Raw genomic sequence first — 25,396 nt, forward strand, 5'->3', positions numbered from 1 at the left:
GAAAAATGTTAAAGAAAATAAAGTACTTTTGTTACGCACTCACCGCAATAGGATGGTTAGCACAATCCGCAAATGCGTCGGTAATCACCATGACACCAAGTTCACAAACTATTGAACTGGGTGAAACAGCGAACGTCGATGTGTCCATTTCTGATTTTGCGACCGATCAGTATTTAGGTGCGTATGATTTTGAGGTTGCTTTTAACGACTCTATTTTGTCGGTGAGTAACATCGTATTCGGCACTGAGCTAGGATTTAGTTTTCAAGACGAGTTCCCATTTGGTGCAAACCTACATGCCGTTCTCGAATCCTCTCTAGAAGATGCACAATACTTGGTTGACAACCAAGCAAGTGAATTTCTACTGTTTAGCATTGAGTTTACCGCTGTAGGGTTTGGCACCAGCTCGGTTGCTTTTGAATCTAGTTTACTTGGTGATCAAGACGGCGATGAGATTACTGATGTTGATTTTAACAGTGCACGCATCACCGTTAATAACCCCAATGCGGTTCCTGAGCCCGGTGCCCTGAGTCTATTATTAGCTGGCTTTGCTTTTGTCGCGATACGCAAACGTGCTAACTACAAAGCGAGATAACTTCAGTTAGTTCTATTACCCATAAAAACGGGAGCTGAAATCAGTTCCCGTTTTTATTTTGTCTGAAAGCGGTAACAACTAAACCTTTACTACCGCTTTTCCCATGTTTTCACCGCGCATAAGTCGGCAAAAGGCGTCTGGCGCAGCGGCTAACCCCTTTGCCACATCTTCGCGTACAATCAATTTCCCTTCTTTGATGTACTTAACGCAGGCGTCTACAAATTCGTCTCGCCGTGGCTCAAAATCATATACTACGAGGCCGTAAACTATGGCTCGCGCTTTGATCCACATCGCTGGTGGTGGGCCCATGCTGCGAGTAGTTTTGTTATAATCAGCCATGAGCCCGCATAAAATCACTCTCGCACCAACAGCAAGACGTTCTGACACGGTATTAAGCATATCGCCGCCGACTAAATCAAAGAAAATGTCGACGCCCTCTGGGCACAGCTTATCGAGTTGCTCACCTAAATCGCCCTTTTTACGGTTGATACAGGCGTCGTAACCTAAGTTTTTCACTGCGTAGTCACACTTTTCATCAGTGCCTGCGATACCAATGACGGTACAGCCGTATATTTTGGCTAACTGCCCAGCTACTGAGCCAACGCCACCGATGGCCGCAGGAATAACCACCACATCACCCGCTTTAGGCTGCGCTTGCCAGACTAATCCAGCGTAAGCTGTTAACCCGGGCATACCCAACGCGGATAAGGCATATGAAGGGTTATCGATTTCTTTTTTAACTTTAAATATAGAGTCACCGTCATGCACCGAGTAGTTTTGCCAACCGCCAAAGCAGCGCACCACATCACCCACTTCGAAATCAGCATGGTTTGACTCAATCACTTTACTCACGGTTTCACCGCGCATCACATCGCCTGGGTTAACCGAGCCTGACATATGACGTCCAGCAATTTGACTTCGCATGTATGGGTCTAGCGACAAATACATGGTTTCGCACAGTACTTGGTTGTCACTCGCCTGTGGCATATCGCCTTTTACGAATGCGAAATGCTCAGGTAAGGGCTGTGATTCAGGGGTTGATGCTAGCTGCACCTGCATATTATCTTTCATGTTTGTTTATCCGATTTTGAAATAGTAATAAACAGCCGCTTTACGACCGTTGGCTTTGAAAGGCGGCAAAAGCACTGGCCATTTCGCCAATACCATGTTTAACGTCCGCATCGCTGCATACCCAATCCCACCACAGGTTTAGGTTATCCAGTCCGTCGGTAATCTTATTCTGTGCATTTTCTCCCACTGTGACATCGACCCACCAGAAGGTCGGCGCGAGGACAATATCCCCCATGGTTAACGCGTGTTTTTTTATATCAACATTTGCCTTAAGCCACTGATCGAGTTTTTCCAACGTGGCTCTGACCACATCATATTGAGCGCTTTGGTCGAACGTAAATTCAGGCAGCATCATGGCTTTAAAATAAGGCAATAAGGCGGGCGCTAAGTGGGTATCCGTAAAACTGGCCATGATGCGGGATTTTGCTGCTGCCAGAGGCATATCAGGTCTAAGGGGGCGTTGCGGAAATGCATCCTCTAAATACTCCATAATAGCGATGGATTCTGGCAAGTATTGCTCATCATCCAACGCTAACAATGGAATTTTACCCAGAGGATAAGCCGCTAAAAACGCCGACGTTTTCAGCGCTAAACTTGGTGCGACTGGTACAATATCTAACTGCTTTTTACGGATCAATATGCGCACTCGCGTGGCATACGGTGAATGATCAAGATTGATTAACTGCATCTAATTCCCCCTTTTTTTCACCGTGACACGACGGTGTTTATTCTTCAAATGACCTTATTTTACGAACCATGTTTGCGTCGTCATGCGTTGTATTAAACGACGCTAGTGAACTTTGCACTTGCCATTGCAGGAGCTGCTTCGATATCTGTTTTAAACGTGGCGTTCCAGCGATTAAGAAAGCCAAACAATGAAATCACGCCGACAATTTCCACTATTTGCACCTCGCTAAAATACAATTTAAGGCGTTCAAACTGCTCGTCGGTGACTGCGTTTGGCACCAAAGCAGCATTGCGCGCAATATCGAGTGCTTCACGCTCAGCAAGGCTAAACAAGTCACTGGTTTGGTATTCCCAAATGGCAGCGACTTTTTGCTCGGTGATACCATGTTTCAGCGCGCCATATTGCGTATGCGCCTGACAGTACTGACAACCGCTAGCACTGCTGGTCATTAAGCCAAGTAACTTTTTCAGGTCATTATCTAACGCACTTGGTTGGTAAATTGACTGCACTAACCCTAAAAATGCTTTCAGCATTTCAGGGCTTCGCGCCATGATCAAACCATCATTTGAGGTAAAACCCATTATGTCTTCACCCGCCGACATGATGGCGCTAAGATCATTAGGCAACTCGCTAATTGATAGCGCTGATAAACGTGACATAGGGTTACTCTCCAGTTTGACGGTATTCAGGTTGAGTTGGCATGCTTTTTATCACCATTCGATAAACTTGCTTAAAGCGCACGTCGAAAGCCTTTTGGTAGACCTGCATCAGGGGTAAAACCGTAAAGTGGTTCATTCGGCAACGCATTAGCCAATATTTTGCGTGCCGCGAACAGTGCGTCAAAATCAATGCCCGTTTTTAGGCCCATGGCCTCTAACATAAAGACTAAATCTTCAGTGACGATGTTGCCGCTAGCGCCCGGTGCCGCCGGGCAACCACCAATACCGCCCATGGATGAGTCAACCGTGGTAATACCTACTTCAACCGCCGCTAGCGCATTTGCTAGCCCCTGCCCGCGCGTATTATGTAAATGAATGCCGGTGAGATTTTCTTTACCTACCGCTGCCCATACTTTTTTCACTAAACGCTGCACTTGCGCGGGGTTGGCGTAGCCTGTGGTATCTGATAACCCCACTTCATCACAACCGGCCTCCATTAATGCCACGGCGAGCTCCACCACCTTATCTTCGCTCACACCCCCTTCAATGGTGCAGCCAAATGCGGTAGAAAGCCCCCCTTCAAATTTAGGGCGTTGCTCTATCGGTAAGCTTTTCACCAGTTCAGCAATACGTTTGACCTCGTCAAGCACTTGTTGATGGTTACGCTTTACGTTTCGCAGGCTATGAGTTTCGCTGACCGACAAAGGAATGCTCATTTTGGTCGGCCTAACCTCAATCGCATTTTGTGCACCGCGAAAATTGGGGACTAACACCGCAACAGACAGACCTGCGATTTCTCGGGCGTACTTAGCCACTTCTGCCGTATCCGCTAGTTGCGGAAGCACTTTGGCCGGTACAAATGACCCTACTTCAATTTCAGGAACCCCGGCAGCGGCTAGTGCATCAATCCACGCTAGCTTGTCAGCTGTGGGCATGATCGTGCTAATACTTTGCAGGCCATCTCTTGGCCCTACTTCACTGATTTCAATATCAAACGTTGCCATAAGTGTTCCAACTGTGAACCTAGTATTTGTTATTGGCGCTAGCGCTCGATAAAGCACTGGGCTCGCACCTGAGCTTGCACCAAACAATTTACAAGGTTGAATAAAAAGATCCTGCTTTTACCTCAGTTACGTCTCGTGCAATAAAGAACGAAGAGCAAAAGTAGAATGAGCAAAATTAAAATACGTTGCTTTCAAGCCCTTTTGCAATGGCACTGCATCGCGGTGGTGCAGTTGAATTGACAAATGTTAATCGGCTACTTTTACATTCAAAATCTATTGTTATAATATTATATCATACAGACAAAAAGTAGTCTTTTTTACGGTGAGGCTTGTTCTCTAAAAAAGATGTCGTGCGTTATCAACAAAACTGGGAATAGTATCGATGACAAATTCAGTTATGCCGAATGCAGGAAGATTGCCGTTAACGGGCATTAAAGTAGTTGAGTTTACGCACATGGTAATGGGGCCGACCGCTGGGGTTATTCTGGCCGACTTGGGCGCCGAAGTAATAAAAATTGAGCCACTCACTGGCGACAATACCCGTCGCTTAAAGGGCTCAGGCGCAGGTTATTTCTCCATGTATAACCGTAATAAACAGAGCCTATGTTTAGATATAAAAAGCCCTGAAGGGAAAGATGTCGCTTTATCCTTGCTTAAAGAGGCTGACATTTTACTAGAGAATTTTCGCCCTGGCGCAATGGACAAATTAGGCCTGGGGTATGGACAACTGAAAACCATTAACCCACGCCTGATTTACTGTTCGCTTAAAGGGTTTTTAAGTGGTCCTTATGCTCATCGCACAGCGCTGGACGAAGTCACGCAAATGATGGGCGGCTTAGCGTACATGACAGGTCTTCCCGATAAACCCATGCGCGCAGGCTCATCGGTAATTGATATCACTGGCGGTATGTTTGGTGTCATTGGTATTTTGGCCGCCCTTGAAGAGCGCCATCACACCCATGAAGGTAAAAATGTAACCTGCTCATTGTATGAAACCACCGCGTTTATGGTCGGCCAGCATATGGCACAGCAAGCGGTCACAGGGGAAGCGCCGCCGCCTATGTCAGTGCGTCGCTCAGCTTGGGCAATTTACGATATATTTCATTGCGCGAATGATGAACAGGTTTTTATTGGTGTAGTGAGCGATACTCAGTGGCGCATTTTTTGTGATGCATTTGACCTAAAGGAGTTTGCGCTTGATCAGACTCTCGCGCTTAACAATGGTCGTGTGGCACAGCGTGAACGTATTTTACCCGTTATTAACGCGGTATTCGCCACACTAAGTAAAGCCGAGCTAATGGCCAAATTGGAAAAATCCGGTTTACCTTTCGCCCCTATTAACAAACCATCAGATTTATTTGACGACCCTCACTTAAATGCAGGCGGATTAGTTGATGTCACCCTGCCAGATGGTGTTAAAACTAAACTGCCGGGATTACCCCTGGAAATGAACAATGAACGCATGCCATTGCGTCACGACATTCCTACCGACAAAGGCAATTCTGTCGCCACGTTAAAAGACGCGGGCTTCAGTGATGAGGATATTAAGAAATTACTCGCCCTAGGCGTAGTGCGCGCTTAAGCCGCTAAACCAGAATGTGTTTTAAGTACGGCGTTATTCGCTAAATCCGATACTGAAGCCCAGAACCGCAAGCCGCAGTTACTGAATATGGTAACCTGCGGCTTTTTATTTTCATCTACGAATGTTTGCGCAATCAAAGCATCGCGGATGCTCTACATTGTGGGCACACGATTGAGAGCACACAATTAAAAGCACAAAAAACAGAGCTATTTAGCTCTGTTTTTAATGTGCTACTGAGGAGTCACGCAGTAATGTTATGTCATGCGATATTAGGCCATGCGATATCAGACTAACCACGGATACTGTTGCTGATAGGCCTGTTTGAAGTTTTGTATTTTTGACTTTGATTTCAGCGTTAGCGCAATACCATCTAGCCCTTCTAGCAACATGGCCTGCTGGGCAGGTAAAATCGAAAAGCTAAATTGCGCGCTTTTAACAGTAGATGCGCTCGCATCATCAGCGGTGCTTGGCGATCTCACATCAACCGCGCTCACCTCACACTCAAGCAAGTTAATATGCACCTGACTCGTCTGAGGGTTCTGCTCAACATGCTTAGCTAAGGCCAGTACCTCATCGTTTTCAAGCACCACAGGCAAAATGCCGTTTCTGATGCAATTATGATAAAAAATGGAACCAAAACCTGGCGCTATTATCGCTTTGATCCCGTATTCTTTTAGCGCCCATACCGCATGCTCTCTTGATGAGCCGCAACCGAAATTATCCCCAGCGAGTAAAATGCTGGTGTTTTTATATTGCATTTGGTTGAGTACAAAATCAGCGCTGGGCTCACGGCCATTGGGTAAGGTGTAACGCCAACCGGCAAACAAGCCCTCGCCTAAACCCTGCTTTGATACCAGCTTCATTTCCCGCGAGGGGATAATCGCATCGGTATCAATATTAATTTGCAGCATAGGGGCTGCAACCCCTTGATGAATCGTAAATTTATCCATTACAAATACTCCCTTACATCAGCAATACACCCTGCTATAGCAGAGGCAGCAACCGTCGCAGGGCTTGCAAGGTGCGAGCGGGTTTCGGGCCCTTGCCTGCTTTCAAAATTACGATTGGTACTGGTTACCACACGCTGGCGATAGCCAAAGCTTTCGCCACCCGCAAAGAAACACATGGAGCAACCTGCCTCGCGCCATTCAAACCCAGCAGCAATGAATATCTTATCGAGACCTTCTGCTTCAGCTTGGCGTTTAACGGTAGTTGAGCCAGGCACACAAATCGCGTTGACGTTGTCCGCGACTTTTCGACCTTTCAGTACCTTGGCTGCCAAGCGCAAGTCTGATATTCGACTGTTGGTACACGACCCAATAAATGCCGCGCCAATTGGCAAGCCTTTGAGCGCAGTGCCGGGTTGCACGTCCATATACTCATATGCCCGCTTCAACGCTTTAAGTTGATTTTGAGTAGCATCCGCTTGGGCGCTGGGTACCCGTGAGTTCACTGAACATGCGTGCTGGGGGCTGTTGCCCCAAGTAATGGTTGGGCTAATATCCGCACAATCTATCTCTATCGTTTTATCAAACTGCGCTTGTTCATCACTGAACAATGATTGCCAATATGTGACCGCTTGCTGCCATAACTCACCTTTTGGGGCGTACTCACGCCCTTTGAGGTAGGTAATCGCTTTTTCATCAGGGGCAACTAGGCCACTGAATGCAGAGAACTCTACGGCCATATTACATAGGGTTAAGCGCCCTTCTATTTCAAGCGCTTCCACCGCACTGCCGGCAAATTCAATCACATACCCAGCCCCACCAGCGGCACCGTACGTGCCAATCAAGTGCAAAATCATGTCTTTAGCACTGACCCCAAAACCCATCTCGCCATGAAAGTTCACCCTCATGGTTTTGGGTTTACTTACCCGCAAGGTTTTGGTCGCAAGTGCATGTTCTGCTTCGCTTGAACCAATACCCCACGCTAACGCCCCTAATCCCCCTTGTGAGCACGTGTGGCTGTCGGGGCACACCAAGGTTGCGCCTGGTTGCACTATACCCAGCTCTGGCGATACCACATGGACAATGCCTTGCTGTGGGTCATTCACATCAAACAGCTTAATGTTAGCAGCAATGCACGCTTCACGGGTCGCGAGAATAAAGTTTTTACCGCTGGGCACCTTAGTGTTGTCGTCTCGCCCTACCATGGTGTCAACAATATGATCCATGGTGCAAAATACATGTTCAGGGGACACCACTTGTCGGTTATCAGCCTCTAAACTTTTCAGGGCGATAGAGCCTGTGCGCTCATGTAAAAATACTCGGTCGATATAAATCAATGCAGCGCCATCATCAAGCTCTTCAACAAGGTGATGCTGCCAGATTTTTTCAAATAACGTTCTATCCATGAGGTTACTCACCTGAATCATTAGTAAGGCTAAGCATGGATTGCTTAAGCACATTAAAGCGATCGTCTATGCCCGCTTGAGCAAAGCGCATTTTAATATTGGCTGGCAGCTCGGCGTCATCTAGCCTGTCGACATATTGCTTCAATAAGCTGGTTGGCCAGCGCAGAATATGAGTAGGCACAGTAACCGGTCGTAGTTGCTCTGGGCGCTCGTTCATAAACGCAGCTCGATAGGCCAAATGGTAGTTTTCGCCTGCGGTTAAATATCCCATTAATGTGTCTTGAATTACCTGAGCAGGAATATCTGCATGGCCAACGCGGGCGTTTTCTGTGGTATCAAACCATGGGAAGTAGTGAAATAACTGACTAGACATTTTCCAGACCAAAGCCAAATGAGAGCCATCTTTTTGCGGGCGAATATCGGGGAAGTATTGCTCTAAGATGGCACTTCGTTCATCGTCTTTAAACCACGCGGCGTTTTCAAGCACCATGCCCTTTATGTTTGCTGGATGAGCTTTGGCATACTCTATGGCGATTTGTGCTCCCGTTGCCGAGCCATACAGAAGTGGCTGCTTCAACCCTAACGTATTGATAAATTCGTTTAAGGCTTTTACGTAAGGTTCGAGGCTGTCATTTGGCTCAAGGCTGTTGTTTAGCTCAAGGCTGTCATTTCGCTCAAGGCTGTTACTTGGCGTTTCATTCTCGCTGCTTTGTGTCTGCGGCAAGGGGTCTGATTGGCCATAACCTGGGGTATCCAGGGCTATCACCTTAAACGAGTCTGATAAGACGTGCATAATCGGCAACATAGTGGCGGACGACATTGGCGATGCGTGTAGCAGTACGATCACAGGTAAATGATCTGCACCTTGACTACGATAGTGCAATTGCCAAGGGTTATCCGTGCCCAGTGTCACATAGTGTTTTAATACAGAATGACGTGTCATAAGCTTACCCTAAGCCCAGTGTTTCAGGGTTAACCCGCCCATCTGGGTCGACCATGGCTTTGATGCCTTCAATCATTTTATAGGTATCGCTTTGCAGCCCTTCTTTGAACTGGTACGTTTTACCAATTTGCAAATGCACGCCGCCAAGCTCTTTAAAAAAGGTGCTTAGCTCGGTGCGAATTTGATGGACTTTCGCCCTAGCAGGTAAGTTCTCATCATGTTTACCGACTTTCGCCAAGTAATCGGGCTCAACACTTTTCTCGTGAATTTCCGTGTAGGCATCAGGCCAGAAGAACACTGGCTCTAACACAAAGCAGTTATTCGCCACCACAGCAAACAAATAGCCTACGCCAATATCAAACTTTTTAATGTCAGCCGCGTGCTTGGCAAAAATCGCCTCTACCCCATCATGGGCTTGTTTGATCTTAGAGTGCGGAAAGAGGCCGTGCACAGGCACCCAGCGCTCACCTTCTGGCCCAAGCATATTATTGACTGGCCCAAAGGGGTTCGAACGAGTGATTTTTGGGATGCTATTTTCAATTTCTTTACCGTTAAATTGCGTTGCAATCGCCCGGATATCATGCATACGTGCATCAACGGCGGCGTCAATGCGATCCTCAACGATGATTTGAACAGAGTAGCCAACATCTTTCATGTAGCCACGCCCCGCCATGGCCAACTTAGCACCGTCTTTCAGCGCTCCTAAAAGTGAACCCGATGACTTCATTACGCCAGCCAGCGCTTTTACGTCTTTGGCTAAGCTTTCTCGTTTTAAGCGAAGGGCTTGCAAAAAAGGGTCAAAACCAAAACATTCCATGGCCAACCCTTGGCGCGATATTTCGCTCATGGCGGCTATACAGTCGTCACCTTGTTTAAAATCAAACGCTAAAAAGCCTTTTGCAGGTAACTCAGGTATTAAGCGAAAAGTCGCAGTGGCTTTAAACCCTAAAGCGCCGTTATCACAGGTGAAAATACCGGTCAGATCTGGGCCGTAATGACGAAAGAACGGGCTACCGTTAATTTGTGCACCTGACCCTGTGGTGACCAAAGTGCCATCCGCTAACGCTACTTCTAGCCCGATAACCGAGTCAACCGCGGTACCAAACTGGCCTGAGCCCCAAAAAATTGAGTTCTGTGATAATCCGCCACCTATTGTGGCTTTACTGCCTGACAGCGTCCCCCAATACGGCGTGCGAACCCCTTTACCTTTTAGCGCTTCGTGTAGTTTCTGCCATGTACAGCCGCTCTCCACAGTGACGTACATATCTTGCGTATTGATCTCAAGCACGCGGTTCATACGACTTAGATCCACCATAACGCTTTGTGGCTTAGCAGGCACATAGCCTTTCGTGTATGACATACCGCCACCACGGGGCACTACATCCATCGCAAATTCCGCCGCTATTTTTAGCATTTCGCTCAATTCGTGTTTATCGCCCGGACTCACAACAACCGCAGCAGGTAAATCTTTGGTATATACGTCTTGTGCGTACAAACTGGTGGTGTAATCATCGGTTAGCACATTGTCTTTGCCTAAGATTGAAATCATGGCTGTTAACATATCTTGCTTAGCTTGCGTCTTAGTATTCAAAGCCTTCTCCTGACAATTTGTCATTTTATATAAACGGTTTGTCTGATGCCCACCAGATTAAACCTATTGTTCTATCATTAGGACATTACAGCATTAGAATAATCCTGACAACAAAACAATCACCTACCCATTGATAAAAGACTAACCGGTAGATTTATGTTACCTTGTTATATTGATATATCATTTTCTTACACCGCTTAAATATTTATTGGAGATGGATAGCCCATGTCATTCGATTCTCAATTCGCTTCGCTCAACCAAACCAAGTTAAATGAAGAGTCACCTACCCCCCTTTACTTCCAACTTTACAGTTTACTTAAGCAAAATATCTTAAACGGCAGCTTAGAAGATGGCTCCCAGTTACCCACTGAACTGGGGTTGTCACAGGCATTTAGCATTTCTCGGATCACCGCTAAACGCGCGCTAGACGAACTTGCCGCTGAAGGCTTAGTGGCAAGACGCCGAGCAAAAGGCACTCATGTCACCCACAAATATCAGCCTAAGCCAGTGAAAGCGCCGTTAGTAGGCATGTTGCAAGAATTGGAATTTATGGGCCAACATTCAGAAGCCAAAGTGGTTGAACTCACCACAGCTCGCCCACCTGCGGATATTGCAGAAGAATTTGCACTGGTTGAAGGTGAAACCCTATTGAAAATGACCCGAGTGCGTAGCCGTTTGCATGAAGCCTTCGGCTATTATGTGAGTTGGAGTAAAGGGCTAAATAAGTTTAATGAAAAAGCCAGCTTAGAGTCGACAACACGACTGGAGATCTTTCGTAAAAATGGTATTGAACTCAAGCATGTAAAGCAGATTTTAAGTGCCTCTGCCGCTACCTCAGAGGTCGCAAAAGAGCTAGGGGTTGAGCCTGGCTTTCCACTATTGAGTTTGACCCGTCGCTCATATGATGAGAACGAAAATTTAGTGGATTATCTGTCTGCCCTGTATCACCCAGACCGCTTTCAGTATCGAATGGATTTGACGCCAGAGCCAGCAAGTTAGAAAGTTACCCACCGCTCGGTTTGTTCAACACTGTGGTCAAGCACGCGCGCACTTAAATACTGCCCATAAAAAACGCCACTTCACGTGGCGTTTTTTTATATTGAGCGAATCTCTTATTCTCTTATTACATAGGTTTAACCGCACCGAAAAATGCAACGGTCAGAATGAGTATCCAGTAAAGATATGCCAGCTTACGTCCAAATCGAATTGAACGGTCAAGGGTGGCTTCTACTTCTGCATTGTCACCCATGGCAAGCTGGCGGAATAACTCGGTCCACTCTCGCATAATAAAGCGTAACTTAAGGCCGATAACCAAAGTACAGGCATAGAAGAACATTTTAATGGAGAACCATTTTTGTCCGGTTTCTGCCATCAAAGGCCCATCCCCAAATAACGACCAAAGACTGGTGATCATCAACGCAGGAATAACAATAAAGCGAATGCCCTCGTCAATTTTGGTTAAGCGAAGACCCGTGTCTGTTTCACGAAAATAATACGCTGACCAACACAAACCTAACCACACAGCGAACAGGATCCACATACCCGTTAGCCAGTTTCCACCTAACGGCTGCACACCCCAGAGGTGTCCCATGTGCAGCCCAAGGGGCAATAACATGATGATGCCAGTACGGGCCAAAATATCGATGCGATAGGCTGTTTCCATATGGCGGCGACGTTCATCCATTGACAACTTACGGTTAATCACATTGAACGACGTTTGAAATACGCCCCATTCGCCACCTAACCAATACACCATGGCGACAATATGTAGCCATCTTAAAATGGGTAACTGATACATTTCCAAAAAAGACATAAATTGACCCTTGTAAAATTTAATTATTCTTAGTCGGGAATTTTGGTAATGACGCGTGATTTGCTTACCACCCAACCCTGAATAAAACTCTACGCTAGGGGTAATTAATCCAGAATGATGAATATCAATTTGTCTATGTCAGGGCTTTTAAACGTTGAATAACAGGGCTTTCGGAGAAACCACAAAGACAATAAATGTGGCGTTAGGCTTTTAAAAGGCAGCCAATCGGCGAGTCGACACGACCAAATAGAGGTCAAAATGCATCAAGGTAAGCTTGTAAAAGCGCAGGAGAAAAAGCGTTTTTATGGCGCTTCGCCGCATTGAAAATGCGTAGGTGCCATCAGGCCATATTAATAACGCAATCTTGATATGTTCCATCATCTAGCCTGCGATATGGTGTTGTAGCTTAGAGTGGATCCCGCAGTAGGATGGAATCAGTTTCGACTAGCCTAGCGTTAGTTCGAAGGGTAAAAAGCAGTCATTGGGGACATTGGGGTATGCGCGAACCTTAGTAGTCAAACGCACATTCATGCCTACTTTGACTGTTGGCCTCAATGCTCGCCACACTTTTTTATATCGGTTTCCATGTTCTACCTTTACGTACAACGCTTATTAACGAGAACGCCGCATATGGTACTTTTATTTCTTACCGACTAAGCTCGCGAAAAATTCATGTCTTTAGCCCCATCGATTGCGGTGAACGTCAATACTACCGCTGCAACCTACTGATGTGCTGAAACTAAACTCGTTATCTTGGTCAGGGCTTTAAAGCCTAACTTTTCATATAAATGAATGCCCGCTTGTGAGGCCTGTAGGCTCATGTAGTCAATGCCATCGTGTTGTGCTTGATGAATTAAGTACTGCATTAAGGCTACTGCCACGCCCATTTTTCTGTAGCTTGGTACTGTGCCAACTTGGTGAACCCCTAACGTGTCACCGGTGCGATAACTGATTGCAGTGCCTGCTATTTTATTATCAATGATGTAGGCCAAAACACTGGCATTAGGATCCTTAAGTAAACCTTGTATTACCTTAGCGTCAACATCATAACCAAATGCTAAACCACAAACGCTCGCCCAATCTGATGCATCTTCTTCACTCGTTAACCTTTTGATCTGCTGTGGTGCCTGAGTATTTGGCTTTTGTGTGATGGTTTCTGTATCGATAGGCAAATTCATTATAACCAGCTGGCCTTGAATTGAGAATTTAGAGCCCTCTAAGGCATGTTGTTCGGATACAGTGCTAAACACTTTTCCTGCTGGTAAAGCAACATCGCTAGGTAAACTAAAGTCAGCACACCATTGTTTATTTGGCCAACTCGTATGCGTAAACAGCCCATCTTGTTCTTGGGGATTTAGCGCCTGCCAATAAAGATTTAAATTGTTTAAGTTTTTATCTAGGGTTCTTTTCATTGCGTTGTTCATTCTTTACTCCTTGTTAATGAGTACGACGCCAGTAATGAGTAAGGCTGTGCCTAACAGTTTACTGGCAGATAACATTTTAATTGGGCTATCAAAGAGACCAAAATGACTGATGAACATAGCCACTAAAATTTGACCTGTTAAGGCGTAGGTCATCATGTTTCCCACGCCCATTTTGGGGATTAAAAAATAAAAGCTCCCTACTCCTATAACACTCAATATGCACGATCCCCATAAGTACCAAGGCACTCGGTGCAGACGCTCATTAAGTGATAACACAAGCTCTGTTTGCTCCACTGGCACTTGTCTGTAAACGGTATACAAGAGCGTGATAGAGGCCACCAAAATAAAGCTGGTGAAAAAAGCATAAGTAGTTGCCAGTAAACTATTACTAAATATTTGTCCTAGTTGCGCATTCATGGCCGCTTGTATTGCGATACAAGCACCAGCAAAAAGGGCTAATAAAATGAAATTAATCATAGGTTTACTACAAGTTGATCTTGGCTAATGCGGTGTTTAGTACGCTGTGCTGTAACGTCATTCTCGGCCCGTATGCCCACTGGGCATAACACCGCTGCACTTAAACCTTTTTGGTTTAATTCCAGCACCTTGTTAATGCCATCGACTTCAAAACCAGTCATAGGGCATGCATCAATAAAACTGGCTGCCGCACTGGCGAGTAATATGCCAAGTGCGATATACGTTTGTTGTTGTGCCCAATTATTTTGTTCCTCAGATGAACGGGATAATAAGTCAGCCTGAATTTGCGTTTGATAAGTCGATAACTGGTGAGCCGTCTTATTTTGCGTTTTTGCCAGTTGCTCAATAAAGTGGGCAATGTCTTGCTGGGTGACGTTTGTTTTATGGGCAAGTACCAATAGATGCGAACATTGTGCGACTTTGTCTTGACCATAACTGAAAGGTAAACAAGCTTGTTTTGTTTCTGGGTTGCTGATCACCAGAAGTTGGTAAGGCTGTATTCCATAAGCAGAAGGCGCTAAACGGACACTTTCAATTAAATGGTTTAGTTGCTCTGAACTCAAGATGCTGTGCGCAAACTTATTCACTGCATAGCGCCAATTAAGGGCGTCATTCAGTGATGTATGAAGTGGCGTATTAAGTGAGATGCTTTGTGACATGGTGTATTCCGAATGAGTAATGATGCTTGCAGTTTACTCAAAGGTACTAAGCCACTCCTTTACATATGTTGATAATTCTTATTATTGTCTTCCTTTTTATTTTTCAGCTTGTTTGATTTCTTTTTTTATGCGGCTCAATTGGGTAGGGGTAATGCCTAAATAACTAGCAATATGATACTGAGGCAAACGAGGCAATATGTGTTGATACTTATCTAAAAACGTAACATATCGAGCCCTCGCCTCGTGTTGTAAATAGCTAATTTCTTTAGGCTCTTTTTCTAACACCCAATGGGTTTCAAGATAATTAATCTGAAACTTCATTAAATCCATATTATTCATTAACGCAAAGCGAAATTTTGCGTGATGAATTTCGATAATTTGGCACGGCTCTAACGCTTGTATCTCTAATTCGCTAGGTTGGTCTTTAAGTAGCGCACTCATACAGCCGGGAAAACGCCCTTCCGAAAAAAAGTTTTTATTATATTCGTTACCATGTTCGTCGATGACATAAGCGCGCATTAGCCCTTGGTGAATAAATGCCAAACTTGTGGTTTTTTCACCGATTGCACAGAAAATTTGACCTTTATCTAAATGTTTCACTGTGCAACAAGCAACATAGGTTTGCCATGTGTCTTCAGGTAAAACGTGATATTGATTGAGCGTGTGTTGAAGGTGGTTAAATGCGCTGCTCATTAAATGACTTATCGAATTGATTTAATGGCAGATTTATATCATTTTTGCCGATGTTTTATAAGAATAGAAACGGCGGCAATTGCGGGGCCACGTAAACTGACGGTTAGATTCGTTGAAATAGCGGCAATGTGCTCAAACCAACTTAACAATCGAGCTCCCTTAGGTTGGCAATAGGCCGTTTTCTGCCTTTTTGATACTGGCGCCTTTAACTGCGTTAGGCCGAGTTATTAAATGAGCTTAATGACAAAGCGTACTTATGAAAAAATCTGCAGTACTTTTTTAACGATGGGAATTCTGCTTTGCTCAGGCTTTATGTTGCTCTTTATAGTACTTGCCTTGTCAGCTTGGGCTTGTTTCCAGCGTTTGTTGGTCGCTACACGCTGTGCTCTTCTTTGCTCCGCTTGATTAGCTACTTGCGTGAAACGCGCCCGCTGCTCTGAACTAAAACTCTCTGCTAGGCTTTTACTTGGGGCGCTGCGTGGTCGTCTTGAGCCGCTGCTTTTCGGTGAACTACACATTAACTCTGTTCCTGTTCTGGCTTATTCGGCTACGCCGCTAGCATTGGTTCGTATTGTACAAGACAGGCCAAGTGCACAATTGCTTTCAATACATTTGAGGGAAGAACAGGGCATAAAGAGACGAGAACGAGATTTGAAATAAGCCAAAGTGGCTACTGCGCTTTACACCCTTAGCAGGCCTTTAGGCTGGCATTACTGATAAAAGAATTGTGTTAATTCATACACTTTCAGAATAATTAACACCATTCCCGTTAATGTCATTATTCTACCGCGGTTATTCAGTCGTTCTTTGCTTATTCTGGTGTTGCCCTTTTGTATTAACTGAAGCCGACTGCCTTGTATCACCAACAAAGAAGCCACTAAAAGTAAAAATACACCAATTGTTAATTCCGTCACTACCACAGGTAAACCCTCGCGCGTCATTTCATTATTTTTTACTGTTAAAACATAGAGCTTTGAAGCCTTTGCTCAGGTATTTTGACCTGCTGGCCTTCTCAAACGTTATGTTGTTTTGAGCGGGATTTAGCAGAAACCATACCAAATGAGGAATATCAGTGAAGGCGAGCAACCATCAGCCTTTGCAGGCAGTTAGAATTAAACACCTGCCTTAAACGCAGGCGTGACTCGGTAACTCGGGCAAATAACGTTGAAAAAATTACACGTAAATCAGACGGTTATCCCCGTATGGTTATCAAATTGCGTTTGAAATCTGTGTGAACGGGATTGCCCAGCAGCAAAACCACAAGGATTAAAATAGATAGGATATAACGAGAAAACGGCTCACTTGTATAGGTGAGCCGCTTTGATGTGATTATTAAAGGTTGTTAAAGGTATAGGCGCCAAAATCGGTTGGGCTGGTCTTTTAATAGGCGGTACTACTCGTAACGCAGGGCGTCAATCGGCGCTAATCGCGATGCTTTCAGGGCTGGGTAGTAGCCGAAAAATACCCCAATAAGCCCTGAGAAGCCTAAACTTAACAGTACCACTTGTGTTTCAATGATCCCCCCTGCCCCAATCCCATATTGATTGCCCATAAAGACAAAACCGTTGGCTATCATGACACCAATAAAGCCACCCAAGCCGCACAATACAATGGATTCAATCAAGAATTGATACAATATATCCGAAGGCTTGGCCCCCACCGCCATACGCAAGCCAATTTCTCGGGTACGCTCAGTGACCGACACCAACATAATATTCATAATACCGATACCGCCAACGACCAGGCTTACCGAGGCAACCCAAGCCAGCAAGGTATTAAAGACCTGAATAGTTTCCGCCCGCGTGGCAATCATTTCGGATACATTGCGAATACGGAACATGTCATCGCCGCCCACTGGAATGCGCATACGCTGGCGCAATAAGCGTGACATCTCTTCTTCGATATAATCCATGTCTTCGCCATCATAGGCACTGACTTGAATAAAGCTTACTGATTTAGGGTTGGTAGCACTGACTCCTGTTATCTTATTGCGCACGGTTTTAATTGGGAGAAAAATCACATCATCTTGATCTTGGCCTCTGGCATCTTGCCCTTTGGCTGCGAGCACCCCAATAATGGTGACATTAAAATTAGTGACACGTACCGTCTGACCGATAGGATCGCTGGCGCCAAATAGCTCGCTGCGCAAGCGCTCTCCGATTATTGCCACTTTGCTGCCACGATTAATTTCGGCGCTGGTGAATTCTCGTCCGTTGGCCATGTCCCAATCTCGCACCAAAAAATAACGATTATCGATTCCGTTTATTTCAGTGGACCAGTTTAGATTACCAAAAATGACCTGTCCCGAGGCAGAGAGGTAAGGCGCTGCAGCTTCGACCCCTGGTACTTGTTTTTCTATAAGATTTGCGTCGTCTTCATTAATTTTGACCACGGATGCAGAGCGCGCTCCACCGCTTTGTCGAAAAGATCCGGTGACAAAAAACACATTGCCTCCCAAGGATTTAATTTGCTCGTCCACTTTTTGCTGAGCGCCCGCGCCCATCGCCACCATAATAATAACAGCAGCTACACCGATAATGATCCCCAGCATAGTTAGACAGCTACGCAATACATTGACTTTTAAGGCGGTGATGGCGGTTTTCAGTAAGATAACAATTTTCATACATTGCCCTCTAACGCCGCCTGACGCACATTGGTATTTTGCTCGTCACTGATGAGCTCCCCATCGCGAAAAGTCAGTTTACGCTTAGCAAATTGAGCAATTTCCGGCTCGTGGGTCACCAAGATAATGGTCTTTCCTTGTTGATTAAGCCCTTGAAAAAGCGCCATCACTTCTAAGCCCGTTTGCGTATCAAGGGCACCTGTAGGCTCATCAGCCAATATCATCAACGGGTCGTTGATCAGTGCACGCGCAATCGCTACTCGCTGTTGTTGGCCACCTGAAAGTTGCCCAGGATGATGATCCATACGTGACGCAAGCCCAACGCTTTCAAGGCATTGCCGAGCACGCGAGTGCCAATCTGCTTCTGGCACTTTGCTATACAACAGTGGCAAAGTGACGTTGTCTAAGGCACTGGTTCTGGGTAATAAGTTAAATTGCTGAAACACAAAGCCAATACGCTGATTGCGCACGCTGGCCAATTCATTTTTACTTAGGGTTGATAATTCTTGGCCCGCAAAAGCAATACTGCCTTCACTGGCAATATCTAAACACCCGAGCAAATTCATCATGGTAGATTTACCTGAGCCAGAGCTGCCCATGATGGCCACAAATTCACCTTGATGAATATCTAAATCAACACCTTTTAGCGCCCATACCTTTTCATCCCCCATGGTATAAACCTTTTTCGCCTGTCGTACTTTTAGCAACGGTTGCGACATCACTCAGCTACCTTTTGGGCGCGTACAATCACCTCATCACCCGCTTGTAAATCCCGAGCGCGGATCTCGCTGTATTCTAAATCTGCGATCCCGATGCCCACGTTCACTTTACTAGGCTCACCGTCACGTAATACCCACACCGTACCTGGCTGTAAATCCCCGTCACCTGCTTTGCGCTGTGCATTTCGTGTCTGACCTTGCGCCTTAAATTGCGCCATCTGATCTGGGGTTAAAATACTTTGCAGCTCAATATTCATCTTGCTACGAATTTTCTTTATAGCGTCATTTGGTGAACCGCCTGGACCGCCCCTAGGAGATGATTTACGGGCAGCTTGCATCGCATCGCGCATGTTTTCCATGACGGTTGCTACTTGTGCCTGTTGTGAATCATTTAACCCAAGTTGTTGCGCAAGCTGAGCGACAGAGTCACCTGCCCCACCTTTACCTGAATCCGTGTTCGACGCTGTTCCCTCTGGCGTAAAACGCAGGGCTGAATTGGGCACGCGTAAGACATTTTTGCGCTCACCTAATATCACGTCGACATTGGCGGTCATTCCGGGTAACAAGAGTAGTTGCTCGTTTTCAACACTGATAATCACTTTGTAGGTCACCACGTTATTGGTCACGGTGGCCGCTTTTCTTACCTGACTAACTACCCCGGCAAACTTGCGTTCAGGGAACGCATCTACGGTAAAGTTAACCTTTTGGTCTTTTGCGATGCGCCCTATGTCTGCTTCATCCACATCGGCTTCAATTTGCATTTTTACTAAGTCTTGCGCGATAGAAAACAAAGTGGGGGCCGATAAGCTCGCAGAAACTGTTTGCCCCGTGTCTACTTGACGATCAATAACCACGCCATCAACGGGTGAGCGAATGTAGGTACGGTCTAAATCAAGCTTTGTTTGTTCAAGATTTGACTGAGATTGTTCAACTTGCGCTTCTCCTACCAAGATAGCCGCCTGTGCTGTTTCGATAGCTACTTTGGCTAGCGCATTGTTGGTTTCGCTGATGTCTAATTCTGATGCGCTAACAAGATTTTTATCTTTAAGCTCTTTGGTTCGGTTGAACTCCCGCTGGGCCAAGGTAGCTTCAGTCTGGGTTTTTTTCAGCGCCGCTTTTAACTGTGTCAAAGACGCTTTAGATGACGCAAGGTCAGCTTCGCTTTGGCGTAGCCTTGATAAAATAGTGCGATCATCAATGCGCGCGATCACTTGCCCACTGCTCACCTCGTCATTGAAATCCGCATTTAACTGAGAGATTAGGCCTGATAATTCCGAGCCAACTAAGACGGTGACCACAGGAGAAATCGTTCCAGATGAGTTAACTGTACTTTCAATGTCCCCTAAAGACAGTGGTTGAGTATGATAGACAATGCGTTCATCTGACTGTGAAGGCTCAGTGAACCACCACACAGCAACCACTGCTACAACCGCGACAACCAACCCTTTTACTAACCTTTCTTTGTTCATACAGTTCTGTTTAATAATCTAATGAAATACTAAAATATGAGCGAATTAAATCACTTATCAGCGATAATTACTGTAAAGGGAATGTAAAGTTATCTAAAGTTGTGATTTTGACCATCAAGCCTGTGCACAACATTCGCTAAAGGGTGCTTGAGCAACGGCAAGACACCGCTTATCACCCAAAAAAAACGCCACTCATGTGACGTTTTGTATACGAAGAATGGCTGATCACGACGTCACACTGGCGCACTTTGTGGGTCGATATCCGGCATCAAGTTTTCCTGCAATTGGTCCATGTTATCCACCACATCTTTGGGGTCGTCAAACAAGGCAATATGGAACATAGCATCCCCTTCTTGCACCAAAGGAATATTCTGCTTACCAATGATGATCCCGGAGCGATTAGCTATTAAAGGCTCACTGTAGGTGCCCGTTGGGCTGCATACATCTGCAAGCACATCGCCGCGTTTCACATAATCACCTAAGCTTTTACGATCCCGCACTATGCCGCTTTCAGGCGCCCGTAACCAAGAACTTTTATAAGCCACCAGCGGCTCAATTTTAGGCAACGTACGACGACGTTTTGATACCACACCTAGCGACGCCAACACATTGAAAATGCCCTTGACCCCAGCGCGTATGGACAATTCGTCAAAACGCAATGCTTCACCTGCCTCATACAGTAAGATTTTAGTCCCTGTTTCATCCGCCGCTTGGCGCAGTGAACCATCCCGCAAGTCTGAGTTGAGCAATACGGGTACGCCAAACGCATGGGCTAACTCGGCCGTTTTCGGGTCCTTCAAATTGGCTCGGATTTGCGGCAAATTACTGCGATGAATCGCCCCGGTATGTAAATCAATGCCATATTCGCACTTAGCTGCGATTTCCGTTAAAAACATATGCGCCAAGCGCGAAGTCAACGAACCATTTGGCGAGCCAGGAAAGCTGCGGTTTAAATCGCGCCTGTCTGGCATGTAACGGCTTTGCATCAACATGCCATACACATTCACCATAGGCACAGCGATCACAGTGCCTGCAATCAATTTAAATGATGGGGAATCTAGCACGCGACGTACTATCTCGATCCCGTTTAGTTCATCACCGTGAATGGCGGCACTGATGAACACAGTGGGCCCTTCCTTTTTAGCCCGAATCACTTCAACCGGAATAGACATATCGGTATCTGTGTATAAGCGTGCAACAGACAGCTGCAGCTTAGTACGCGTGCCCGGCTCAATAATGTTATCGCCGATCTTTAATGGGGCTGCTTTTACCATGATTAACCGTTACCTCGAGTCTTGGTGCTGTGTGGCTTAGATTTTTTGTTCTCTATAAATTCAATGATCATGTTGGCCACATCTTTTGAAGTTGCTGCTTCAATCCCTTCAAGGCCGGGGGAAGAGTTAACTTCCATGACAACAGGGCCATGACTTGAGCGCAGTAAATCAACACCACACACGTTTAAGCCCATCGCGCCAGCAGCAGAGACAGCCGTTGCTCGTTCAACCGCCGTCAATTTAACCAAAGCTGCGCTGCCACCTCGGTGCAAGTTAGAACGAAACTCCCCCGGTGCGCCTTGGCGCTTCATGGCAGCAACCACTTTACCGCCCACCACGAAACAGCGTATATCGGCACCGCCCGCTTCTTTGATGTATTCCTGTACCAAAATGTTGGCTTTTATACCCATAAAGGCTTCAACAATACTTTCCGCAGCTTTGTTGGTATCTGCTAATACCACGCCTATACCTTGCGTGCCTTCAAGCAATTTAATCACGACCGGCGCGCCACCGACATTGGCAATCAAATCTTTGATGTTATCTGGGCTATGAGCAAAACCCGTACGCGGCAGGCCGATACCTTTGCGTGACAGTAACTGCATTGAACGTAATTTATCTCGTGAACGGCTGATAGCGACAGATTCGTTGACACTAAAACTGCCCATCATTTCAAACTGACGCACGACTGCCGTGCCATAGAAAGTTATCGACGCTCCGATACGTGGAATAATGGCATCGTATTGAGGTAAAGGTTCACCTTTAAAGCGCACAGAGGGCTTGTTGCTTGAAATATCCATATAACAATGCAACGTATCTATGATGTCGACTTCGTGGCCGCGGGCCAAAGCAGCTTCTTGTAAACGACGAGTTGAGTACAGTTTCTTATTGCGAGATAAAATCGCGATTTTCATTATTTTTTCTTCTTTGCTTGAATGAGTCTAATAGACGTGAATACATCAATATAAGTCACAAGGATGTGTAAAATATACAAGTTAGTTTTACGATCAGCGTAATTCATCACTGTATCGTTTAAATAATATGCTAATCACAAAAATTCACTCTGTATGGATTTGATTTACATCACTATCTGTCTAATAACATCATTTTCCCTCTGGCTTTTGCGTTACTATGCGACTCTAAATCGAGCCGCCAGAAGACGGCCGTTGCTCCCGTTCTCTGTGAACATTACATTGCCTAAATTTATGACCTTTAATCTGTTACAACGCACATTCTTTCTTTTAGGGTTACCCCTGACGAGCATTTTCGCGTTTGCAAATACAACTCCTGCGGATATTGCCACTGAAGAAAATTTAGTCACACAACAAGCGCCTATCATACAGGCGGTTGAGGAAAACCCGTTCAAAGAGCAATTCATCCTTAGCTATGTTGAGTATCCTGGCGCAGAGCCATACTTAAAGGTGATCCAAGAGATATACACAGAACTTGGATTTAACGTTAAGAGCATTGCGACACCTGCATTAACAGGCATAACACTGCTAAGCAAAGGCAAAGTCGATGGAGACGCCTATCGACTAGGCAAAGTAGTGACCACATTTGACGATCTTATTCTGGTTAAGCCCGAGTTAATTCGCGCCACGTTAGTCTTGCTATGTATCCAAGAGGTGGAGTGCGACCGAGCAGTATTAGATAACAGCCAAAACACCCTACTAACGAATGCCAGAGCACTGGAATATCTTAAGGAAGTAGATGTTCGAGCAACCCTATTAAAAGACGAAATCATTCAACACACAGTAGAGATGCTTGTCTCGGGGCAAGTAGAATATGCCACGTTTATGATCGACGAGCGGCAAATCATTCCTAAAGGGATGCAAATGGTAAAATTAAGGAATATTTTTCTTTACCACGTGATCCACAAAAAGCACGCGGCCTTGTTACCTCAGATAGAACAAAAATTGCGTCAGAAACGTCGTTTGTTACACACCACACTTTTTGCCCCTAAAAAACGGCCTTAGGCACCTATCGATGATGTTGTTTAATAAAATCTGCTGCTCGCTCAGCAATCATAATAGTGGGTGCATTGGTGTTACCCCCAATTATGCTGGGCATGACTGACGCATCAACCACCCGTAAGCCCGCTACTCCGCGCACGTTTAATACATTGTCTACTACCGCCATATCATCTGTGTCGGCGCCCATTTTGCACGTCCCCACGGGGTGATAAATCGTTTCTGCATTCGCTTTTAAAAACGCTAATAATTGCTCATCGCTTTGCATTGCAACACCGGGCTTCACTTCTTTACCTTGGTAGTCATGAAACCCTCGGGATTGTAAAATCTCTCGGCCTTGTCTAATGCCATCGATCATCACATTTTGGTCGTCAGGATGAGACAGATAACACGGGTCAATCACCGCAGGGGCAGCTGGGTCGCTTGAAGCAAGGGTGATCTCACCTCGGCTTTTAGGATACACATTACACACGTGCAAACCAAAGCCATAACCAAATGCAGTTTGTCGACCATGATCTTGTAAAATTGCCGGCAAAAAATGGTATTGAATGTCTGGCAATGAACTAGCGAACTGGCTTTTTACAAACCCACCTGCTTCAGCGATATTTGACGAAAAAATGTCGTTGCGCTTGCGCCAATAGCAAAAAGCCGCCTTCACATAACGTGGCAACTTAGATAACGAAATGGCATAACTGTGTGTTGATTGGCAGCGGTACTGAATGATCGCATCAAGGTGATCCTGCAAATTTTGACCGACCCCGGGCAAATCCTTTAGCACCTCAATACCTTTGTCCTCTAGATGCTGCTTCGGACCGATCCCTGATAACATTAATAGCTGAGGTGAATTGATTGCACCCGCGCAAAGCAGTACCTCTTTGGTCGCGTTAAGCACGTGTAGCTTGTCATTAATGCGCAACGTCAGCCCTGTTGCTCGGCTGTCTTTAATGATGATTTTTTCGACCAGCGCCTGTGTTATCAAGGTAAAATTATCGCGGGTTTGTGCTAAAGCCAAATAGCCTTTAGCACTAGAGCAGCGCTGACCATCTTTATGCGTGACTTGATATATCCCTAAGCCCTCGTGCTGAGCACCATTAAAATCTTCGCTAATAGGCACTCCAACGTCATGAGCTGCATCAACAAACGTCTGTGACATAGGATTGACAAAGCGTAGGTCGTCCACACACAAAGGGCCACCGGTACCATGATAGGCATCGGCTCCACGCTGTTGGTCTTCAGATTTTTTAAAATAGGGCAACACTGCGTCCCAATCCCAACCTAAGGCACCCTCTTGTTGCCAACGATCATAATCCTTGGGAACACCGCGCACATAACACATGGCATTAATCGCGCTAGAGCCGCCTAAGGTTTTTCCCCTTGGCCAAAACAAGGCTCGGTTATTCAAGCCAGCCTGAGCCGTCGTATTGAAATTCCAATTGATATTTTTAAAACGAGATAATAGAGATAGCCCGAACGGAATATGGATCATTGGATTGCTGTCTTGACCACCCGCTTCAATAAGACACACACGATAGTGACTATTTTCAGTCAACCGCGCGGCTAACGCACATCCTGCTGAACCTGCACCAACAATGATGAAATCAAAAGAGGAAACATTTGTTGAAGACATGATGTTAAATACCAAGAAGAAAGAGAAAGGCGTCGAGGTAGGTTCGCCTTCTTAATTGTGCTCTTAATACCTCGACTATTCCGCCGCTGTTCAGCTCATCTCGCTCGCCGAACACAGCCAATGTAAACCAGATGTTAATAATTGTCATTCATTATTTTACATAACCA

The 25,396-nt window shown here is 45.7% G+C and carries 24 protein-coding genes; 4 read left to right on the forward strand and 20 right to left on the reverse strand.

The features are described from left to right. Positions 1 to 5 precede the first annotated feature (5 nt). Entirely contained in the window at positions 6 to 593 is a 588-nt protein-coding gene (locus AC0VYA_RS13935; protein ID WP_475488676.1) for a PEP-CTERM sorting domain-containing protein, read from the forward strand. 78 nt (positions 594 to 671) lie between these two features. Here AC0VYA_RS13935 and AC0VYA_RS13940 read toward each other — a convergent pair whose 3' ends face one another. The 4 genes from AC0VYA_RS13940 to AC0VYA_RS13955 form a co-directional block, all read right to left on the reverse strand. Beyond that, a complete protein-coding gene (locus tag AC0VYA_RS13940) occupies positions 672 to 1,664 on the reverse strand; it encodes an NADP-dependent oxidoreductase (RefSeq protein ID WP_475488677.1) in 993 nt (330 codons plus the stop codon). Between the two features lie 40 nt (positions 1,665 to 1,704). After that, entirely contained in the window at positions 1,705 to 2,352 is a 648-nt protein-coding gene (locus AC0VYA_RS13945) for a glutathione S-transferase family protein (RefSeq protein WP_475488678.1), read from the reverse strand. A 92-nt stretch (positions 2,353 to 2,444) separates the two neighbouring features. Then, complete coding sequence (locus tag AC0VYA_RS13950; protein ID WP_475488679.1) at positions 2,445 to 3,011, reverse strand: carboxymuconolactone decarboxylase family protein; 567 nt, start codon at positions 3,009 to 3,011, stop codon at positions 2,445 to 2,447. 71 nt (positions 3,012 to 3,082) lie between these two features. After that, positions 3,083 to 4,015: a hydroxymethylglutaryl-CoA lyase gene (locus AC0VYA_RS13955; protein ID WP_475488680.1), complete on the reverse strand. Its 933-nt coding sequence runs from the start codon at positions 4,013 to 4,015 to the stop codon at positions 3,083 to 3,085. A gap of 382 nt (positions 4,016 to 4,397) precedes the next feature. On the opposite strand from AC0VYA_RS13955, the gene AC0VYA_RS13960 reads away from it, so the two are divergent. Then, a complete protein-coding gene (locus AC0VYA_RS13960; RefSeq protein ID WP_475488681.1) occupies positions 4,398 to 5,597 on the forward strand; it encodes a CaiB/BaiF CoA transferase family protein in 1,200 nt (399 codons plus the stop codon). Between the two features lie 284 nt (positions 5,598 to 5,881). Here the strand turns inward: AC0VYA_RS13960 and leuD are convergent, their stop codons facing one another. The 4 genes from leuD to AC0VYA_RS13980 are packed head-to-tail and all read right to left on the reverse strand — an operon-like array spanning position 5,882 to position 10,484. Continuing rightward, positions 5,882 to 6,547 carry a 3-isopropylmalate dehydratase small subunit gene (leuD, locus tag AC0VYA_RS13965; RefSeq protein WP_475488682.1) on the reverse strand — a complete coding sequence of 222 codons (666 nt, stop codon included), beginning with the start codon at positions 6,545 to 6,547 and terminating at the stop codon, positions 5,882 to 5,884. After that, positions 6,547 to 7,950 carry a 3-isopropylmalate dehydratase large subunit gene (gene leuC, locus AC0VYA_RS13970; protein ID WP_475488683.1) on the reverse strand — a complete coding sequence of 468 codons (1,404 nt, stop codon included), beginning with the start codon at positions 7,948 to 7,950 and terminating at the stop codon, positions 6,547 to 6,549. The genes leuD and leuC overlap by 1 nt, the downstream gene beginning before the upstream one ends. Before the next feature lie 4 nt (positions 7,951 to 7,954). Next, a complete protein-coding gene (locus AC0VYA_RS13975) occupies positions 7,955 to 8,893 on the reverse strand; it encodes an alpha/beta fold hydrolase (protein ID WP_475488684.1) in 939 nt (312 codons plus the stop codon). 4 nt (positions 8,894 to 8,897) lie between these two features. After that, positions 8,898 to 10,484 carry an FAD-binding oxidoreductase gene (locus tag AC0VYA_RS13980; RefSeq protein WP_475488685.1) on the reverse strand — a complete coding sequence of 529 codons (1,587 nt, stop codon included), beginning with the start codon at positions 10,482 to 10,484 and terminating at the stop codon, positions 8,898 to 8,900. Between the two features lie 225 nt (positions 10,485 to 10,709). Here AC0VYA_RS13980 and AC0VYA_RS13985 point away from each other — a divergent pair, with 225 nt between their 5' ends. Then, complete coding sequence (locus tag AC0VYA_RS13985; protein WP_475488686.1) at positions 10,710 to 11,483, forward strand: GntR family transcriptional regulator; 774 nt, start codon at positions 10,710 to 10,712, stop codon at positions 11,481 to 11,483. Positions 11,484 to 11,607: 124 nt separating this feature from the next. Here the strand turns inward: AC0VYA_RS13985 and AC0VYA_RS13990 are convergent, their stop codons facing one another. From AC0VYA_RS13990 to rimK, 11 genes are all read right to left on the reverse strand, one after another. Further along, positions 11,608 to 12,297 carry a hypothetical protein gene (locus tag AC0VYA_RS13990; protein WP_475488687.1) on the reverse strand — a complete coding sequence of 230 codons (690 nt, stop codon included), beginning with the start codon at positions 12,295 to 12,297 and terminating at the stop codon, positions 11,608 to 11,610. A 722-nt stretch (positions 12,298 to 13,019) separates the two neighbouring features. Beyond that, positions 13,020 to 13,721, reverse strand: a complete 702-nt coding sequence (locus tag AC0VYA_RS13995; RefSeq protein ID WP_475488688.1) for a GNAT family N-acetyltransferase — start codon at positions 13,719 to 13,721, stop codon at positions 13,020 to 13,022. 3 nt (positions 13,722 to 13,724) lie between these two features. Beyond that, complete coding sequence (locus tag AC0VYA_RS14000) at positions 13,725 to 14,198, reverse strand: DMT family transporter (protein ID WP_475488689.1); 474 nt, start codon at positions 14,196 to 14,198, stop codon at positions 13,725 to 13,727. After that, a complete protein-coding gene (locus AC0VYA_RS14005; protein WP_475488690.1) occupies positions 14,195 to 14,857 on the reverse strand; it encodes a nitroreductase family protein in 663 nt (220 codons plus the stop codon). The genes AC0VYA_RS14000 and AC0VYA_RS14005 overlap by 4 nt, the downstream gene beginning before the upstream one ends. Positions 14,858 to 14,953: 96 nt before the next feature. Next, a complete protein-coding gene (locus AC0VYA_RS14010) occupies positions 14,954 to 15,550 on the reverse strand; it encodes a Crp/Fnr family transcriptional regulator (protein ID WP_475488691.1) in 597 nt (198 codons plus the stop codon). Between the two features lie 254 nt (positions 15,551 to 15,804). Further along, entirely contained in the window at positions 15,805 to 16,068 is a 264-nt protein-coding gene (locus AC0VYA_RS14015; RefSeq protein ID WP_475488692.1) for a hypothetical protein, read from the reverse strand. Between the two features lie 875 nt (positions 16,069 to 16,943). Next, positions 16,944 to 18,173, reverse strand: coding sequence for an ABC transporter permease (locus AC0VYA_RS14020; protein WP_011575544.1), 1,230 nt, complete (start codon positions 18,171 to 18,173; stop codon positions 16,944 to 16,946). Continuing rightward, positions 18,170 to 18,892 carry an ABC transporter ATP-binding protein gene (locus AC0VYA_RS14025; protein WP_011575545.1) on the reverse strand — a complete coding sequence of 241 codons (723 nt, stop codon included), beginning with the start codon at positions 18,890 to 18,892 and terminating at the stop codon, positions 18,170 to 18,172. The genes AC0VYA_RS14020 and AC0VYA_RS14025 overlap by 4 nt, the downstream gene beginning before the upstream one ends. After that, the gene (locus AC0VYA_RS14030) at positions 18,892 to 20,361 is read right to left on the reverse strand and encodes an efflux RND transporter periplasmic adaptor subunit (RefSeq protein WP_475488693.1); all 1,470 of its coding nucleotides are present in this window, start codon (positions 20,359 to 20,361) and stop codon (positions 18,892 to 18,894) included. Before AC0VYA_RS14030 ends, AC0VYA_RS14025 begins: the two co-directional genes overlap by 1 nt. 233 nt (positions 20,362 to 20,594) lie before the next feature. Then, positions 20,595 to 21,635 carry a succinylglutamate desuccinylase/aspartoacylase family protein gene (locus tag AC0VYA_RS14035; protein WP_473474822.1) on the reverse strand — a complete coding sequence of 347 codons (1,041 nt, stop codon included), beginning with the start codon at positions 21,633 to 21,635 and terminating at the stop codon, positions 20,595 to 20,597. Between the two features lie 2 nt (positions 21,636 to 21,637). Further along, positions 21,638 to 22,546, reverse strand: a complete 909-nt coding sequence (gene rimK, locus AC0VYA_RS14040) for a 30S ribosomal protein S6--L-glutamate ligase (protein ID WP_011575548.1) — start codon at positions 22,544 to 22,546, stop codon at positions 21,638 to 21,640. A 291-nt stretch (positions 22,547 to 22,837) separates the two neighbouring features. Here rimK and AC0VYA_RS14045 point away from each other — a divergent pair, with 291 nt between their 5' ends. Further along, the gene (locus tag AC0VYA_RS14045) at positions 22,838 to 23,608 is read left to right on the forward strand and encodes a hypothetical protein (protein WP_475488694.1); all 771 of its coding nucleotides are present in this window, start codon (positions 22,838 to 22,840) and stop codon (positions 23,606 to 23,608) included. A 4-nt stretch (positions 23,609 to 23,612) separates the two neighbouring features. On the opposite strand, the gene AC0VYA_RS14050 is transcribed toward AC0VYA_RS14045, so the two are convergent. Beyond that, positions 23,613 to 25,229: a GMC family oxidoreductase gene (locus AC0VYA_RS14050; RefSeq protein ID WP_475488695.1), complete on the reverse strand. Its 1,617-nt coding sequence runs from the start codon at positions 25,227 to 25,229 to the stop codon at positions 23,613 to 23,615. Positions 25,230 to 25,396 lie beyond the last annotated feature (167 nt).

Source organism: Paraglaciecola sp. QJM3NY_14 (genome assembly GCF_056173245.1).

Excerpts from the sequence above, each read along its gene's own strand:
- AC0VYA_RS14045 (WP_475488694.1), top strand. The coding sequence starts at position 22,838 with ATGACCTTTAATCTGTTACAACGCACATTCTTTCTTTTAGGGTTACCC.
- AC0VYA_RS13955 (WP_475488680.1), bottom strand. The coding sequence starts at position 4,015 with ATGGCAACGTTTGATATTGAAATCAGTGAAGTAGGGCCAAGAGATGGC.
- AC0VYA_RS14035 (WP_473474822.1), bottom strand. The coding sequence starts at position 21,635 with ATGGTAAAAGCAGCCCCATTAAAGATCGGCGATAACATTATTGAGCCG.
- AC0VYA_RS14020 (WP_011575544.1), bottom strand. The coding sequence starts at position 18,173 with ATGAAAATTGTTATCTTACTGAAAACCGCCATCACCGCCTTAAAAGTC.
- leuD (WP_475488682.1), bottom strand. The coding sequence starts at position 6,547 with ATGGATAAATTTACGATTCATCAAGGGGTTGCAGCCCCTATGCTGCAA.
- AC0VYA_RS13940 (WP_475488677.1), bottom strand. The coding sequence starts at position 1,664 with ATGAAAGATAATATGCAGGTGCAGCTAGCATCAACCCCTGAATCACAG.
- AC0VYA_RS13985 (WP_475488686.1), top strand. The coding sequence starts at position 10,710 with ATGTCATTCGATTCTCAATTCGCTTCGCTCAACCAAACCAAGTTAAAT.
- AC0VYA_RS14005 (WP_475488690.1), bottom strand. The coding sequence starts at position 14,857 with ATGTCACAAAGCATCTCACTTAATACGCCACTTCATACATCACTGAAT.
- AC0VYA_RS13945 (WP_475488678.1), bottom strand. The coding sequence starts at position 2,352 with ATGCAGTTAATCAATCTTGATCATTCACCGTATGCCACGCGAGTGCGC.
- AC0VYA_RS14025 (WP_011575545.1), bottom strand. The coding sequence starts at position 18,892 with ATGTCGCAACCGTTGCTAAAAGTACGACAGGCGAAAAAGGTTTATACC.
- AC0VYA_RS13990 (WP_475488687.1), bottom strand. The coding sequence starts at position 12,297 with ATGTCTTTTTTGGAAATGTATCAGTTACCCATTTTAAGATGGCTACAT.
- AC0VYA_RS13960 (WP_475488681.1), top strand. The coding sequence starts at position 4,398 with ATGACAAATTCAGTTATGCCGAATGCAGGAAGATTGCCGTTAACGGGC.
- AC0VYA_RS14000 (WP_475488689.1), bottom strand. The coding sequence starts at position 14,198 with ATGATTAATTTCATTTTATTAGCCCTTTTTGCTGGTGCTTGTATCGCA.
- AC0VYA_RS14050 (WP_475488695.1), bottom strand. The coding sequence starts at position 25,229 with ATGTCTTCAACAAATGTTTCCTCTTTTGATTTCATCATTGTTGGTGCA.
- AC0VYA_RS14030 (WP_475488693.1), bottom strand. The coding sequence starts at position 20,361 with ATGAACAAAGAAAGGTTAGTAAAAGGGTTGGTTGTCGCGGTTGTAGCA.
- AC0VYA_RS14015 (WP_475488692.1), bottom strand. The coding sequence starts at position 16,068 with ATGTGTAGTTCACCGAAAAGCAGCGGCTCAAGACGACCACGCAGCGCC.
- leuC (WP_475488683.1), bottom strand. The coding sequence starts at position 7,950 with ATGGATAGAACGTTATTTGAAAAAATCTGGCAGCATCACCTTGTTGAA.
- AC0VYA_RS13975 (WP_475488684.1), bottom strand. The coding sequence starts at position 8,893 with ATGACACGTCATTCTGTATTAAAACACTATGTGACACTGGGCACGGAT.
- AC0VYA_RS13995 (WP_475488688.1), bottom strand. The coding sequence starts at position 13,721 with ATGAACAACGCAATGAAAAGAACCCTAGATAAAAACTTAAACAATTTA.
- AC0VYA_RS13950 (WP_475488679.1), bottom strand. The coding sequence starts at position 3,011 with ATGTCACGTTTATCAGCGCTATCAATTAGCGAGTTGCCTAATGATCTT.
- rimK (WP_011575548.1), bottom strand. The coding sequence starts at position 22,546 with ATGAAAATCGCGATTTTATCTCGCAATAAGAAACTGTACTCAACTCGT.
- AC0VYA_RS13935 (WP_475488676.1), top strand. The coding sequence starts at position 6 with ATGTTAAAGAAAATAAAGTACTTTTGTTACGCACTCACCGCAATAGGA.
- AC0VYA_RS14010 (WP_475488691.1), bottom strand. The coding sequence starts at position 15,550 with ATGAGCAGCGCATTTAACCACCTTCAACACACGCTCAATCAATATCAC.